General features: G+C 43.9%; 16 protein-coding genes and 1 tRNA gene. 10 read left to right on the forward strand and 7 right to left on the reverse strand.

Going from position 1 to position 14,274, the window contains the following annotated elements:
- Positions 1-168 precede the first annotated feature (168 nt).
- The 4 genes from lpdA to O9334_RS15075 all read right to left on the reverse strand — a co-directional run bounded on the left by lpdA (position 169) and on the right by O9334_RS15075 (position 3,458).
- Complete coding sequence (gene lpdA / locus O9334_RS15060) at positions 169-1,599, reverse strand: dihydrolipoyl dehydrogenase (RefSeq protein ID WP_045359940.1); 1,431 nt, start codon at positions 1,597-1,599, stop codon at positions 169-171.
- A 550-nt stretch (positions 1,600-2,149) separates the two neighbouring features.
- The gene (locus O9334_RS15065; RefSeq protein WP_288000895.1) at positions 2,150-2,794 is read right to left on the reverse strand and encodes a DUF3782 domain-containing protein; all 645 of its coding nucleotides are present in this window, start codon (positions 2,792-2,794) and stop codon (positions 2,150-2,152) included.
- Positions 2,795-3,094: 300 nt separating this feature from the next.
- Positions 3,095-3,235 (reverse strand): orange carotenoid protein N-terminal domain-containing protein, encoded by a 141-nt coding sequence (locus tag O9334_RS15070; protein WP_238567833.1) that lies wholly within the window; start codon positions 3,233-3,235, stop codon positions 3,095-3,097.
- 124 nt (positions 3,236-3,359) lie between these two features.
- Entirely contained in the window at positions 3,360-3,458 is a 99-nt protein-coding gene (locus tag O9334_RS15075) for a hypothetical protein (protein WP_152607016.1), read from the reverse strand.
- A 152-nt stretch (positions 3,459-3,610) separates the two neighbouring features.
- Between O9334_RS15075 and queG the strand changes: the two genes are divergently transcribed.
- The gene (gene queG / locus O9334_RS15080; protein ID WP_045359942.1) at positions 3,611-4,558 is read left to right on the forward strand and encodes a tRNA epoxyqueuosine(34) reductase QueG; all 948 of its coding nucleotides are present in this window, start codon (positions 3,611-3,613) and stop codon (positions 4,556-4,558) included.
- The gene (locus O9334_RS15085; RefSeq protein ID WP_288000899.1) at positions 4,548-5,186 is read left to right on the forward strand and encodes an HAD-IA family hydrolase; all 639 of its coding nucleotides are present in this window, start codon (positions 4,548-4,550) and stop codon (positions 5,184-5,186) included. Before queG ends, O9334_RS15085 begins: the two co-directional genes overlap by 11 nt.
- Positions 5,187-5,273: 87 nt before the next feature.
- Here O9334_RS15085 and O9334_RS15090 read toward each other — a convergent pair.
- Positions 5,274-5,359: transfer RNA gene (locus O9334_RS15090), tRNA-Leu, on the reverse strand.
- Between the two features lie 172 nt (positions 5,360-5,531).
- Here O9334_RS15090 and ndhL point away from each other — a divergent pair.
- The 6 genes from ndhL to O9334_RS15120 all read left to right on the forward strand — a co-directional run bounded on the left by ndhL (position 5,532) and on the right by O9334_RS15120 (position 9,721).
- Positions 5,532-5,771 carry an NAD(P)H-quinone oxidoreductase subunit L gene (ndhL, locus tag O9334_RS15095; RefSeq protein WP_002732218.1) on the forward strand — a complete coding sequence of 80 codons (240 nt, stop codon included), beginning with the start codon at positions 5,532-5,534 and terminating at the stop codon, positions 5,769-5,771.
- A gap of 19 nt (positions 5,772-5,790) precedes the next feature.
- A complete protein-coding gene (locus O9334_RS15100; RefSeq protein ID WP_190380552.1) occupies positions 5,791-6,096 on the forward strand; it encodes a DUF3007 family protein in 306 nt (101 codons plus the stop codon).
- Positions 6,097-6,100: 4 nt separating this feature from the next.
- Positions 6,101-6,529, forward strand: a complete 429-nt coding sequence (locus O9334_RS15105) for an ATP-dependent zinc protease family protein (protein WP_288000902.1) — start codon at positions 6,101-6,103, stop codon at positions 6,527-6,529.
- Between the two features lie 238 nt (positions 6,530-6,767).
- Positions 6,768-7,691: a restriction endonuclease gene (locus tag O9334_RS15110; RefSeq protein WP_288000905.1), complete on the forward strand. Its 924-nt coding sequence runs from the start codon at positions 6,768-6,770 to the stop codon at positions 7,689-7,691.
- A gap of 75 nt (positions 7,692-7,766) precedes the next feature.
- Positions 7,767-8,348, forward strand: a complete 582-nt coding sequence (locus O9334_RS15115) for a phycobiliprotein lyase (protein WP_190380555.1) — start codon at positions 7,767-7,769, stop codon at positions 8,346-8,348.
- Positions 8,349-8,968: 620 nt separating this feature from the next.
- Positions 8,969-9,721: a phycobilisome rod-core linker polypeptide gene (locus O9334_RS15120; RefSeq protein ID WP_045359953.1), complete on the forward strand. Its 753-nt coding sequence runs from the start codon at positions 8,969-8,971 to the stop codon at positions 9,719-9,721.
- Positions 9,722-9,780: 59 nt separating this feature from the next.
- On the opposite strand, the gene mnmA is transcribed toward O9334_RS15120, so the two are convergent.
- Positions 9,781-10,869 carry a tRNA 2-thiouridine(34) synthase MnmA gene (mnmA, locus tag O9334_RS15125; RefSeq protein ID WP_045359954.1) on the reverse strand — a complete coding sequence of 363 codons (1,089 nt, stop codon included), beginning with the start codon at positions 10,867-10,869 and terminating at the stop codon, positions 9,781-9,783.
- Between the two features lie 102 nt (positions 10,870-10,971).
- On the opposite strand from mnmA, the gene O9334_RS15130 reads away from it, so the two are divergent.
- Positions 10,972-11,616 carry a hypothetical protein gene (locus O9334_RS15130; RefSeq protein ID WP_190380556.1) on the forward strand — a complete coding sequence of 215 codons (645 nt, stop codon included), beginning with the start codon at positions 10,972-10,974 and terminating at the stop codon, positions 11,614-11,616.
- Between the two features lie 1,434 nt (positions 11,617-13,050).
- Here O9334_RS15130 and O9334_RS15135 read toward each other — a convergent pair.
- The gene (locus O9334_RS15135) at positions 13,051-13,275 is read right to left on the reverse strand and encodes a hypothetical protein (protein ID WP_238567836.1); all 225 of its coding nucleotides are present in this window, start codon (positions 13,273-13,275) and stop codon (positions 13,051-13,053) included.
- Between O9334_RS15135 and O9334_RS15140 the strand changes: the two genes are divergently transcribed.
- On the forward strand, positions 13,237-14,049 hold the full coding sequence (locus O9334_RS15140) for an alpha/beta hydrolase (protein ID WP_288000907.1): 813 nt from the start codon (positions 13,237-13,239) through the stop codon (positions 14,047-14,049). The genes O9334_RS15135 and O9334_RS15140 overlap by 39 nt on opposite strands.
- The last annotated feature ends 225 nt before the right edge of the window (positions 14,050-14,274 follow it).

A 14,274-nucleotide genomic window follows, 5' to 3' on the forward strand; every position in this document is an offset into this window, starting at 1 on the left:
TGTGACACTGTACCTAATACGACTGCACACCGCTATAAGCTAGTGAGGTACACATATTTTTCTTCCCTTTTGACTTTTGCCTCTTGCCTTTTGCCTAAAACCCATAACTTTTGTACCTCAGCAGACTGAAAAACGCTATAACTGATAACTGATAACTGATAACTGACTCTATGCTGCCACTTCAGCGCGTTTATAAGCTTCGTCGAGGACTTCTGAGAGAGTTGGATGGGTGTGGATGCGGAAAGCGAGTTCATGGACAGATTTACGTTCAGCGATCGCATTCGCCGCTTCTTGAATTAAATCCGATGCGTGGATACCGATAATATGAACACCGAGTAATTCCCCCGTATCCTGACGATAAACGACTTTAGCGATGCCTTCCGTTTCTCCTTCCGCTAAAGCTTTGGAATTTCCCTTAAAATAGGTCTTGACAGAAGCCACCTTATACCCTTCTTCCTGTCCCAAAGCTTCTGCTTGCGGTTCCGTTAAACCCACATAACTAATTTCGGGGTGGGTAAAAGCGGCGGCGGGAATACTGCGATAATCGATGGTTTTTGGGCGATTACAGATATTTTCAATGGCTATTACCCCTTGACCCGAAGCAGCGTGAGCTAACATCATTTTACCCGTAGCATCGCCCACGGCCCAGAGATGGGGAACTGGTTCACCGTCCTGAATTACCTGCATTTTGTCATTAACAGCAATAAAACCGCGTTTATCCAGTTCTACCCCCACAAATTCTAATCCAAGATTCTTGGTCGCGGGGATTCTTCCTGTAGCGACTAAACAAGCATCTACTTCTAAAATTTCGATCGCTTCTTTGCTTTTTGCGTCCACCAGTTCAATGGCCACAGGATTCCCTGGTTTAATACTTTTTGCCAAAACTCCCACATAAGTCTCGATGTCTCTAGGTTTAATCAGAACTCTTTCCGCGATTTTCGAGATTTCTGGGTCAAATCCCGGCATGAGACTATCTAAAGCTTCGATCATCGTCACTTCACAACCCAAAGCGGTGTATATATCCGAAAATTCCAGACCGATATAACCACTACCGATAATTGCAATCCACTTGGGTAAAGTTTCTAGTCTAACGGCCTCATCGCTGGTAAAAACCGTTTTATGATCGATCTCGATCCCCGGTGGGACAAAGGGAACCGACCCCGGACAGAGCATAATATCCTTAGCGGTGTAGATTTTTTCGCCACTATCCCCGATGACGCTAACTTTTTGCGGGCCGGCGATTTTTCCCCAACCGTGGATAGTATCAACCTTGAGACGTTTAAGACTATTAGTGAGATCGCCTCTAATTTTACTGACAAGGTTGTTAGCATGATTAGCAATTGTCGGACGGTCAAAATTCACGCCACCGATGGCAATACCTAGACTTTTCAGATGGTCACTATCGGCCAATTCGCGCACTCGTCCCGAGGCTGCCAGTAAAGCTTTAGAAGGAATACAACCGCGATTAACACAGGTTCCTCCCATATCTTTGGCTTCGATAATAGCCGTTTTTAGCCCACATTTGACTGCGTGTAGGGCTGCCCCGTGGCCACCAACTCCAGCACCGATAATAATTAAATCGTAGTCGAATTCACTCATAGTCTCTCTGACTCTCAAAGTTAGCATTATCCCATTTTACGATCCACTGCGATCAAGCTGTGCTATCCCGGTCAAAAACTGGAGCCAGTTTTTAGCCATCAGACTCTTGTGCATTGAAACTGGCTATTGGCAATTTTAGGACAAGACGTTACTAGACCTCTGGTAAAAATCAAAAATTGTTGTTGGGGTTAGGAGCCGGTCGTCAGTAGTCAGTAGTCAGGAGAATTAAGCATGAATAATAATTAATTAAATGGTCTATAGCGTTTCCTAAGCTAGTGAGGTACACCTATTTTCTTCCCTTTTGCCTCTTGCCTTTTGCCTAAAACCCATAACTTTTGTACCTCAGCAGACTGAAAAACGCTATATTCACAGATTTTAGGCAATTTAATCTTTATTTTTGCCGTTTTTGAATCCTCAAAAATTAATTAGGGTTTGCTGAATCAAAATATGAATACTAATCCTGCATCGCATCCATAAGTTAGTCTAGTGCTAGGTTGGAGAAATTAGACCTCCTGTCAACACTTTGCCAGATGAGGGGAACATCCTTCTCCTACCATAATTTAGGCTCGAAACCAGGATCATTAATGATTTCTACCGTTTCTCCCGATGGTTTAATCACAAATAAACCTTGTTTATAGGCATAACGATCTACTCTTTCATCTATTTCTATTCCTGCCACTGCACCATAAGCTTGATAGTTTTTATAATGGGGAAATGCTTGTTTAAATCGACTTAATTTTTCTAAAAACTCGTTGACATCATCTTTCGATAAACGAGACTTACATTCTACTAAAACTACCTCGGTTTCATCGACGGCTAAAATATCAATCTCCATGGCTATTCCTTGCCGTTTTACCCTGGCACGACTGTAGGTTTCTTTAACATCGATACCTTGGCCACGAAATAGGCTAATAACAGCAGGTTCGACTAATTCCTCGACAAATCTTCCCCAGCGAGTGGTTAAACTATCCACAGCACGACTGGTATTGGCCACTGTTTTCTCTAGCTCGGCCAAACGGCGATCGGCTTCAGCAGCCCGGCGATCGGCTTCGGCCTTAGCTTCAGCAGCCCGGCGATCGGCTTCAGCCTTAGCTTCAGCAGCCCGGCGATCGTATTCTTGGCGTGATTGTTCAAACTTTTCGTTAGTTTTCTCGAAAAGTTTATAGATATCTTCGATGGTAATCGGTTGAGACATGGTTATTTGTTTTAATCTTTCTTATTTCACTTCTTACTATAATTGTACTAGCAAAGTACAAGTCATTTTAGGGACGGGTGTTAATTCAGCAAGTCAATAGTTACAGCGTTTCTCATCAAGATAAAGTATGACGGGATTGGATATCGACCGGCTACTGTTCCGCAGTTCCGGCGTTCCCTAAAGCTAGAGACTTCCCACCTCACCATGAAGATAACTGCTCTCGATCAAAAACAACCCCTAACCTTTCGGGGATCAAGGTAGTTGTTTGGTCAAAATTAAAGATAGAGATGAGTTGAAAAACTAGGCAAGAGGATCTACACCCATGTCCACTACAGCATTGCCTAAAACGGTGATTTGTTGGCTAAATTCCAGTCTTTGCAGAGCGGTGAGGACGATATTCGCCTCGCGAGTCATTTTGTAGTTAGCGGGGACGGGAACCACAGTTCCTTCCTTGATCGGCTCTCTTATTCTTTGTGTGATAAGTTTAACTTAGATAGGAGAGATCAATCTTTGTTTGTGGTTCGTTCCACGCGCTTGCCAGCAGGACTGTATCTTAGAATACATTTTACCCAGCAAACCCAAGAGAGCCCTTGATCATTTCCGCTAATTGATGCCAGAAACCTAGTTTGGTGTTAAGACTGAGAATACCGTAGGAGCCGGTAATCGGATTGCTGACTTTTTATAATCAGCCTCAGAGGTGATTGTTCATTTAATTTAGAGACTTGCTTACTGCCTTATCTCTTTACCTGCTCATTATGTAACAAAAAATTTAGGATTGCAAATAATTGTTACAAATACTTGACTTAAGATATTTCTATGCCCACAGAAACACAAATCAAAGAAAAAGCGCTAGAGTTGGGCTTCCACGAGGTCGGTATTGCCTCTGTGGACAGCCAAGACTCGGCAGTATCCCATCTAAAAAGCTGGTTAGAGCGGGGTTATCACGCTGATATGGATTGGATGACTAACCCGAAACGACAGGATATCAAAACTCTTTGGCCGGAAGTGCGATCGCTAATTTGTCTCGCCCTTAACTACTACACCCCCCAGCAACACAGTCAAGAACAAAACCATGGCAAAATTTCCCGTTATGCTTGGGGAAGGGATTATCACAAAGTATTAAGTAAAAAATTAAAAGCCCTCAGTCAATGGTTAGAAAGTCAAGGGGAGCAAATTCAAACCCGTTACTATGTGGATACTGGACCAGTACAGGATAAAGTTTGGGCGCAAAGAGCAGGAATCGGCTGGATTGCCAAGAATGGTAACTTAATTACCCGCAATTACGGCAGTTGGGTATTTTTAGGGGAAATATTAACTAATTTAACTTTAGAACCCGATCGACCCCATAGCGCCCATTGTGGCACCTGTAGCCGTTGTTTAAGCGCTTGTCCCACCCAAGCAATAGTTAGTCCCTCTGTGGTGGATGCTAATCGCTGTATTGCCTACCATACCATTGAAAATCGTTCTGTAACTTTGCCTACAGAAATTGCCAAGAATTTACAAGGTTGGGTAGCTGGCTGCGATATCTGTCAAGATGTCTGTCCTTGGAATCAACGTTTTGCCCAAGTTACCGACGTGGAGGATTTTCAACCTCGCCCAGAAAACCTCTCGCCAAGGTTGGATGAATTAGCTAATCTAACTATAGAGGAGTGGGATCGTCGTTTCATCTCGTCAGCCCTACGTCGAATTAAACCCCAGCAGTGGCGACGTAATGCCCAGGCTAATTTAGCTCATTCCCCGAACCCCGCACAAGATGACAATTAAAGTAGTCGTGTTCGATTTTGATGGTACTATCGCCGATACCCACGATACTTTCGTGGAGATTGTCAATCGTTTGGCTAAAAATTTTGGTTATCAACCCGTCAACGAGGAAGATTTGGCCAGACTAAAAAACCTTAGTTCCCAAGAAATTATTAAACAATCCCAAGTTTCCCCCGTTAAAATCCCTTTTTTACTCTATCGAGTTAAACGGGAATTAAATAAACAAATTGAATGTCTGAAACCTTTCCATGGCTGGCATCACTGCCTCGCTACTCTTAAAGAAAGAGGCTATAGATTGGGAATAATAACTTCTAATACCAAAGAAAATGTCACCATCTTTTTGGCAAATAATCAACTCTTAAATTTATTTGATTTTATCTATTCGGGAACGCCTTTATTCGGCAAACACAAAATTATCGATCGCCTGATCCGACAAAATAAATTCTGTCCCGATGAAATGATTTATGTCGGCGATGAAACTAGAGATATTACTGCTGCCAAAAAAAGTCAAGTGCAAGTGGTGGCCGTCGCTTGGGGCTTTAATTCCCCCCAAATTCTCACTCAATTTAACCCCGATCATCTCATTCATCATCCCCTGGAATTATTGGATATTTTAGATAGGGCTGGCTGAAAAAGTTTTTCCCGGGGGCAAGGAAAGGCAGTTTGGGCATTTGTACTAAAATTCCCAATACTCAGTTTAAATATAGACTTCGATCGATGGGGGCAGAGAGACTCGAACTCTCACGAGCTTATAAGGCTCAACGGATTTTAAGTCCGTAGCGTCTACCATTCCGCCACGCCCCCGTTATTTAACCGACAATTTTTTATCATATCACAAATAATTTAATTGGCAAGAGTATTTTCAGTAAATTATTTTAGCCCGCCAATTCGATCGCCACAAAGGGGGAAAGAGGGGGTAAAATGATCAGCAGGTGAATTGCCGTTCACCGACAGCTATTGAGAAAAATCAATCCTTATGCAATCAATTCTGACGCAAGAAACCATTATCATCGCCCTGATCTACCTATCTCTCAGTGTCTTGTATTTGCTCGTCATTCCCGCCGTTATCTACTACTACCTCAATACGCGCTGGTATGTGGCATCTTCTTGGGAAAGAGGGTTTATGTACTTTCTGATGAGCTTTTTCTTCCCCGGGATGCTGTTGTTAAGTCCTTTCCTTAACTTCCGTCCCCAACGTCGTACCCTAAAAGCTTAAGTTATCACCAAAAAAACCCATGAGACGCATTGATGTCATCGGGATCGGTATAGGGATGTTTGCTATGGGCGGCATCCTCTACATTGTCCTGCAAAAAACCGGTTTAGATAGTGCTTCGGCGGGAATTTGGAGTCAAGCGGTGTTGGTAGGTGGTGTCATCGGTTGGATTTTTACCTATCTGTTTCGAGTCGCCACCGATAATATGACCTACGGCAAACAGCGCCAGGATTACGAAGATGCCGTCTTTAAAAAACGCCTGGAAGCGATGACTCCCGAAGAAATCGCCCAAATGCAGCGGGAAATCGAAGAAGAAAAAACTAAATAAATAGATGAAACCCGATAAAATCATCATCGGTTGGCGAGAATGGCTGGATTTACCCGATTTAGGCATTACCAAAATTAAAGCCAAGATTGATACAGGCGCTCGCTCCTCGGCCTTACACGCTTTTCATCTGCATCCTTTTCGAGATGGCGATCGCAATTGGCTGCGCTTTCAAGTTCATCCCTACCAAAAAGATAGTCACCACACTGTCACCACTACCGCAGAAATCCTCGAATGGCGACGGGTAAAAAATTCCGGGGGTCAAAGTCAACTACGTCCCGTTATCAGAACAAGTGTACTATTAGGCGGTCGTCAATGGGCGATCGAATTAACCTTGACTAATCGCGATGTCATGGGTTTTCGGATGTTATTAGGACGGGAAGCACTGAAAAACGGCTTTCTTGTCCATCCGAATAGGTCTTTTTTACTGAGTTAAGTTATATTCAATTATCAGTTATCAATTATCAGTTATCAGATGTGAGTTTTCAGTTCACTGTTTACTGTTTACTGATCACTGAAAAGGCTTTTCTGGGAAGTGGGGAATTAGGGAAGTAGGGAGTGGGTTTTTAAAGTTCGATTGGCAGTTAATCGCACTATTAAAAACAGATTTGGTATTATTATCTAAATTCTTGGCTGTATAATTGTGATGACTGCCCCCGCTTTTCATCTGAACTATGCCCATTCCCGATTTTCAATCGATTATGTTGCCCCTATTAAAAATACTTGCAGATGGCAAAGTTTATAAATATCGAGAAATTATTGAAGCCTTGGTCAGAGAGTTTCAAGTCACGGAAGCGGAAAGAAAAGAAATGCTTCCCAGTGGACAACAAGAAATTTTTGCTAATCGAGTCAGTTGGGGAAAAACCTATTTAAAGAAAGCGGGATTAATTGACTCACCCCAAAGGGCAACTTTTGTAATTTCTGAGAAAGGAAAAGAAATCTTATCTCAAAATCCTGCTCGAATTGATGCCAAATTTCTGAGACAGTTTCCTGAATTTCAAGAATTCAATCAAGTCAATAAGCAAAATGAAACTATTACTCTTGAAAGCAATTTATCAACTTCTGATCAAGAACAAAATCCCGAGGAATTACTAGAAAACTCCTATCAAGAAATTCGTCAAGCATTAGCGACAGACTTACTTTCTATCTTGCGAAAATTATCCCCAGATGATTTTGAAAAATTAGTAGTAGAATTACTGGTAAAAATGGGTTATGGTGGCTCGATTAGAGATGCAGGTAAGGCGGTAGGTAAGAGCGGTGATCAAGGGATTGATGGGATAATAAAAGAAGATAGACTCGGTTTAGATATAATCTATATTCAAGCCAAAAGATGGGCTGATAATAATGCCGTTGGTCGTCCAGAAATCCAGAAGTTTGTCGGGGCATTAGCGGGACAAGGAGCCAAAAAAGGCATTTTCATCACCACTTCCTATTTTACCAAAGAGGCTTTAGAATATGCCCCCAGAAATGAGATAAAAATAGTGCTGATTGATGGAGAAGAATTAGGTCAATTGATGATTGATTATAATTTAGGTGTATCGACCAAAGAAATCTATGAAATCAAGAGAATTGATCACGATTATTTTGGGGATGAATGAGAGAGAGAGGGGGACAAGGGTTACAGAAAACGGCCATGGCGTTAAAATAGATGGAAAAAATAGAGGATAAAAACTATGGACGGGATGACCTTTTTTCAGAAAAGTGCGGGACAGTGGAAATCTCAGCGCACCACCCATCATTTACCCTTTCGACGCGCAGAAACCGGCGATTCCGAGATTTATGTGGAAGCTTTAAGCGCCGATAACCCGAAAATTATCGCTATCTGTGAAATGCACGAAGTCGATCCCGCTAAGACTGTGGGGGGTGCCTTTGTCAGTTGGGATGGTTCGATGCAGTGGGACAAAGAAAACGAAAATCATCAAGGAACCACCGTTTTTGCGCTAATTCCCGACGAAGATAATCCCCAAGCGGGTGTTCTCCTGCGGGAGCGAGGTTATGCGGAAATCGTTCCCGTGGCGGGCCGTTATCACATTGATGAACAGGAAGGTTTAGTCTTAATTACAGAATACGAAACTATGACCTCGATCGAGCGTTTTTGGTTTGCCGATGCCGATTTACGTCTCCGCACTAGCACAGTTCAACGTTTTGGCGGTTTTAATACGGCCACTTTTTGTGCTGAATCCCGCAATCAGTTATCGGAGTCAGTCTCTAGTGATTCCCCCGAACCATCATCCTATTCGATTAGTGGCTGGTAAATTCAGTTATCAGTTATCAGTTATCAGTTATCAGTTATCAGTTATCAGCTTTTTTCTCCCATCTCCCTAGAGTGGTTTCATTCTCTCAAATGTCATTCTCTCTAATCCTTGTCTGGCAACGTTTTTAGTCGATTTCTCGGAATAAATATCTGAAAATTTTTCAAAACGTCGCGCTTTGTAGGTTGATTCATGAATCAACCTACTATGAGAGCAAAAACCTGTACTCCCCTGCTCCCTAGCTTACCTCATAAGCGATTAAAGGTAGCAAAAAAAAGAATTAGATTCGGAGAATGAATCAACCCTAGGGGTTTGGGTAGGGTTGATTCATGAATCAACCCTACTATGAATCAACCCTACTATGAATCAACCCTACCCATCTCCCCGCTCCCCCGCAACGGCTCGACTGAGCGTCGCCGAACGTCGCGCACGAAGTGGTCTCCCCGCTCCGGCGCTCCCTGCTCCGGCGCTCCCTGCTCCGGCGCTCCGCAACACCCCGGATGGTAAGCAAGTTTTCTTAACAATTGTAAGAATTTTTAATATTTCTTTTCTAGTTGGCACTTACTCCCTTATCATTATGAGGAAAGTTTTTTAAGCATTTCTAAGGATACGGAGGTTTACCCTTGGCCATTCCTCTTTTAAATTACGCCCCCAAGTCCCAAAACGTGCGGGTAGCTGGTTATGATGTCGGTGGAGACGAAAAACCGAGAGTTTACACGACGGAAAATGTCCTCTCCCCTAGCGACCTGGACGATTTAATCGAAGCCGCTTACCGTCAGATTTTCTTCCATGCCTTCAAATGGGATCGGGAACCCTTCCTCGAATCCCAATTACGCAATGGACAATTATCGGTGCGGGATTTCATTCGTGGTTTACTGTTATCGAAAACCTTCTATAACAGCTTCTACGAGAAAAACAGCAACTATCGCTTTGTTGAACAGGTAGTACAAAGAGTTCTCGGTCGCGATGTCTATAGCGAAAGAGAAAAAATTGCTTGGTCGATTGTCGTTGCCACCAAAGGGATTCAAGGTTTTGTCGATCAACTTCTCAACAGTGACGAGTATCTGCAAAGCTTTGGTTATGATACCGTTCCCTACCAACGTCGTCGCACCCTGGCCAGCCGAGAAATCGGTGAACGTCCATTCAACATCACCTCGCCTCGCTACGATGGCTACTATCGTGGTATTTTGGGCTTCCCCCAAATCGTTTGGCAGAATGCTGTCCGTCGCTATGTTCCCCAAGAGCAAAAACCCAAAGCTGGCGATCCTTCCAGCTTCTTGGCTATGGCCCGGGGTCTCGGTAGTGCCAAAGGCAATCCTGTACCAAGAGTCTCCGCTATGAATATTAACATCGAGGCTTCTGTACCCCGTCGTTAATTTTTAGCTAAACCTGCCGGGGAGAGTCCCTAATTGGCAGAATGACCCCAGAACCATAATCAGGTTATTCTGTGAATTGGTGGCTCTCCATTAGGGGTGGCTCCTGAAATAATCCCCCCACCGATGACGATTTCCCCTTCATAAATCACGGCTGCTTGGCCCGGGGTGATGCTAAATTGTGGTTCATCAAAAACCAGCTTCACTTGCTCATTTTCTAGGGGAATAACATTGACGGGAACGGCCGGAGAACGATAACGTACCTGTACTTGAGCGCGGATAGGGGTGGTGGGTTCAGCAATAGAAACCCAGTTCATCCGTCCGACAAGACAAGCGGCACTAACGGCACTTTCGCGATTACCGACGATAACCCGATTCATGACGGGATCCAGTTTGACCACATAGAGGGGTTCAGCGGCGGCGATGCCGATGCCTTTGCGTTGTCCGATCGTATAATGATGGATACCGCTATGTTTACCCAAAACTTTGCCATCGAGATCGACGATATCGCCCTCACTAACCGCGATATACTTATCCAAGAACGATCGCATAGTTCCGTGAGCTTCAATCAAGCATAAATCCTGACTATCGGGTTTATCTGCCGTTTTTAAGCCGAATTCCTGGGCAATTCTGCGGGTTTCTGCCTTGGTTTGTTCTCCCAAGGGAAATAAAGTCCGACGCAGTACATCTTGAGTTAGATCATAGAGAAAATAGGATTGATCTTTATTGTTATCGACGGCGCGCAGCAGTTGATAACGGTTATTTTCCGGAGAAAAAAGAATTCTAGCGTAGTGACCGGTGGCAATAGTATCCGCTTCTAAGGTTTCCCTAGCATAATGCAGCATCGGTCCAAATTTTACCGCTTTATTGCACTGAGAACAGGGCAGCGGTGTGATTCCCGCTTCGTAACCAGAAACTAGATAATCAATAATTTCTTTTTGGAAAAGCTCGCGACTATCGACGATATGATGGGGAACCCCCAACTGCTCACAAATAAAGGCCGCATCTACCATACCCTCGGAGCAGCATTGACCTTTACCCTTCATTAACCACAGGGTCAAGCCAATAACATCATAACCTTGAGCGTGTAAGGCGGCAGCGGCGACAGAGCTATCTACTCCCCCCGATAGACCGACAACAACTTTTCCCATAAACCTTGTAATGATTTTTAACCAATATACTTTCTAGACTAGCATCTCCTCCTTTAAAATTTGGACATGGTGTACCCAAATCTTGTGTGAGGACAAGCTAGTATGATGAGAACAAACCTACTGTTTTTCTCGGCTTTATTTTGGTTAAAAGTCGGTATAATCGCTCAAGCAACGCTGCTGCTAAAAGCAAACTTATCTTTTGCCCAGAATGTTTATCCCAGTCGTCGTTTGCCCCCACCGCCGGCGGTGAGACAACCAACTAAACGTTCAGACAGTCCCAGTGCTGTTAATTGTTCCCGATGTCCACCCTTAAATTTGCTCCCGGTTAATTCTCCTTCAGTTCACCCCCCAGTGGCTGCCCCAGTTTCCAGTAATCAACCCCTGAGAGAATACGTTTTTCAAGCCCCCGCTCCCGTGCGTCCTGCCGATGCTACGGTGATTAATAATAATAATCGTCAAACTGTCAATCCACCGGCACCCACACCTGAAAATCGCGCCAATAAACCCCCTTCTCCCCCACCACAGCAGCGGGTTATTGCTACTAATCAACTCTTTCGGGTTGAAGTTCAGAGTAATAGTGCAGAAGCGTTGGCAAAAATTCAAGAAATTGAACCCCTCGCATTTATCCGTACGGGAGAAAATGTTATTCAAGCGGGGTTATTTCAGCAACAATACCAAGCAAAGGAAAGAGTACAAGAGTTAACTAAACAGGGTTTTAGCGCCCAGATTATTACCCTCAATAATTAGGGTTTACTGAAAAAGTCTGTTGGTGGGGTTAGGAGTCAGGAGCCAGTAGTCAGGAGTCAGTAGTCAGAAGTCAAGAGAATTAAGAATGAACGATAGCTTCATGCCTATTTTTCTCATTTTTGAATTCTCAAAAGTTAATTAGGCAATAAGTCTCTAGGATTTCAGCTAATCTCGAGCGAATCTCTTGCCTCTCGTCTATCCTAACCAAAAAGTTAATTTTACCCTATTAACTCACCGTTCGCTCATTTCTCGAACCGAAAATTTGGTAAATTGTCTCAAATGCAGTCTAGCAAACGCATTGAGTGTTCTACTCGGATATTTGTTAGTACAAAAAGATCATTTTGAGGTTAACGAATTGATTAGGGGGCTCTTCTAGGTTCAGGGAGCATCTCACCTTTGTAACCCCTAAATCAGGTTTTTATGTCAAGCTATTTTGAAAGCCTTGCTAGAAACCAATTTTATGGATAAGTATAATTACTCACTTGCATAAATGAGATGCTCCCCTAGGTTCTGTGTGATAAGTTTAACTTACATAGGAGCGATCAATCTTTGTGTCCTTTGTGTCTTTGTGATTCCTTCCACTCGGTCTCGCGTAGCGAGCGCGTTGCGACCGCCAGCAGGACTGTATCTTAAAATACATTTTGTCCACCAAACCTAAGATAGCCATTAGGGTTTGAGCGAACCCATTCGCGATCGCACTTTCGGCATGTTCTACTTACCTTATTTGCTAAAAAGCATACAGTATAAAGGTAAAAGCAATTTTAAAACCCTTGCCTTAAAAAATTAAGCGAACAATGAGTCAGTAGTTCAACAAGCTCACTAACATGAACGCTCGGTCGAACGCTGATCTCACGGCCAAAGCCTGCTCGTGGTGTAAAATATTTGTAGGAACTAGACAAAGGAGTATTTGAAGCTAACACTTCAATTCAAGCAAATTTTGTAGAAATATAACTATCGTAGGGCATACGAAAAGTAACGCTTAGGGAGAGAACCACATCTGGATTGGATAACGCAAGGCATCTAATTTAAGTGGACTCGTTGAACTAAGAATCCCTCGCTTTTAGTGACGGGAGTGCCAAATGACCATACAAATGGTCGCTGACCCTGACGCACGATGGAGACATAAACCCTAACACCAAAGTTGGCAAAACTACCCGCGCAAAGGGGAAGCAAAATCGTTAGACAACCCGATGTGCAACTAAAAACTACAGAATCAAGGTTCCCGAGGATGCTTTATCTCTGCTGATTTCTGAGAGCCTTGTAAATCAAGACTAAAAATATAGTTGAACAGGGGATTAGACAGGGAAAAGAGGAGGGGCAATGGGCTAAAGTGGTTCAGCCTATCCTGTTCCCGAAAAACCGAAGAAAATATGGAGATTTTGCATGACGACGATTTACTTTGCTACAAACCGCAACCTGGTTACCTCAAATGATTTAGAGGCGGGTTTTGACTTCGGGAGTACCTTTAGTCAGGATGGACTGGCTAACTTGCGTTTTGGAAAAGCCGAGGTAACGGGTGAGAACTTTTCTCAGTATCAAATCCAAGTTGCCCCAGAAAATCTGCTGGGTGATCCGCCCGTTTTGGGCAGTCAGGCGATCGCCCTGCAAGTCCGCAAACAGATGATCGAGAATGCGAAAGATACGCTGATCTTCATTCACGGCTTCAACGTTTCATTTCGTGGTGCTCTAACGGCTGCAGCTCAACTGCACCAAGTGTTGACTGCCAGAGACCCTGGCGATACCGAGCCTCCCCTCAAATTGAATATATGTTTGTTTTCCTGGCCTTCAGACGGTGCGCTTCTGTTTTCCGATCCGAGAGCCGCCAATGCGATCGCTTACAAGAATGATCGCCAAGATGCCGCCCCAGAAGCGGCGGCATTTGCCCGCGGCTTCCTCAAAGTTGCCGATTTCATTAATCAGACTGAGGTGCGGTGCCAACAGAGACTTCATCTCACTGCCCACAGCATGGGCAATTATGTATTGCGCCATGCTTTACAGGAATTGAGAAGGCAAGTAGGTAACCAACTGCCCAGACTGTTCGATCAGGTTCTGATGATGGCAGCTGATGAGGATGATGATGCTTTCGATCTCGACTACAAATTGTTTTCTCTGCCCCGCATCACGCGCCGGACAAGTGTCTATTTCAACCGCAACGACCTCGCTCTCTGGGCCAGTGATAAGCTTAAAGGCAATACCGCCCGTCTGGGGACAGACGGTCCAATCCAGCCGCGACAACTTCCTCGCAATGTCTATCCGATCGATTGTACCCGCGTGGTATCCAGTTTTACCGATCCTTCAGAGCATGGCTATTATCTGAATGTACCGCGGGTTGTCAGGGATATGCGTCTAGTATTAGGGAATCAAATTCCCCCCGATGAAATTCCAGGTCGGAAGTACGTCGCTGAAACTAATCGCTATCGACTCCTAGAATGAGTCAGGTTTAATTTACTGCCCTAAAATGCAAACGCCTATCACAAAGTTTTTAAAGTGATTGGGAGATTTGACTTTATCTTAGCGTCCTAAGTACAGGACAAAAAGCTTGAAAAGTAGGCGGGAGTAGGGTTTTATGAGAAATAGCACTAATCTCGAAAACCCTATGAATCAGTATAGCGCCTTAAAGCAAGCCCTTCAACCCCATCTAGGATGGCATGGTGCCAG

The organism is Microcystis sp. LE19-8.1F (assembly GCF_027531715.1).
GTDB lineage: Bacteria > Cyanobacteriota > Cyanobacteriia > Cyanobacteriales > Microcystaceae > Microcystis > Microcystis wesenbergii_A.

What these genes read in the sequence shown, in the direction of transcription:
- lpdA (WP_045359940.1), bottom strand. Translation starts at nt 1,599, where the DNA reads ATGAGTGAATTCGACTACGATTTAATTATTATCGGTGCTGGAGTTGGT.
- O9334_RS15065 (WP_288000895.1), bottom strand. Translation starts at nt 2,794, where the DNA reads ATGTCTCAACCGATTACCATCGAAGATATCTATAAACTTTTCGAGAAA.
- queG (WP_045359942.1), top strand. Translation starts at nt 3,611, where the DNA reads ATGCCCACAGAAACACAAATCAAAGAAAAAGCGCTAGAGTTGGGCTTC.
- O9334_RS15085 (WP_288000899.1), top strand. Translation starts at nt 4,548, where the DNA reads ATGACAATTAAAGTAGTCGTGTTCGATTTTGATGGTACTATCGCCGAT.
- ndhL (WP_002732218.1), top strand. Translation starts at nt 5,532, where the DNA reads ATGCAATCAATTCTGACGCAAGAAACCATTATCATCGCCCTGATCTAC.
- O9334_RS15100 (WP_190380552.1), top strand. Translation starts at nt 5,791, where the DNA reads ATGAGACGCATTGATGTCATCGGGATCGGTATAGGGATGTTTGCTATG.
- O9334_RS15105 (WP_288000902.1), top strand. Translation starts at nt 6,101, where the DNA reads ATGAAACCCGATAAAATCATCATCGGTTGGCGAGAATGGCTGGATTTA.
- O9334_RS15110 (WP_288000905.1), top strand. Translation starts at nt 6,768, where the DNA reads ATGCCCATTCCCGATTTTCAATCGATTATGTTGCCCCTATTAAAAATA.
- O9334_RS15115 (WP_190380555.1), top strand. Translation starts at nt 7,767, where the DNA reads ATGGACGGGATGACCTTTTTTCAGAAAAGTGCGGGACAGTGGAAATCT.
- mnmA (WP_045359954.1), bottom strand. Translation starts at nt 10,869, where the DNA reads ATGGGAAAAGTTGTTGTCGGTCTATCGGGGGGAGTAGATAGCTCTGTC.
- O9334_RS15130 (WP_190380556.1), top strand. Translation starts at nt 10,972, where the DNA reads ATGATGAGAACAAACCTACTGTTTTTCTCGGCTTTATTTTGGTTAAAA.
- O9334_RS15140 (WP_288000907.1), top strand. Translation starts at nt 13,237, where the DNA reads ATGATCGAGAATGCGAAAGATACGCTGATCTTCATTCACGGCTTCAAC.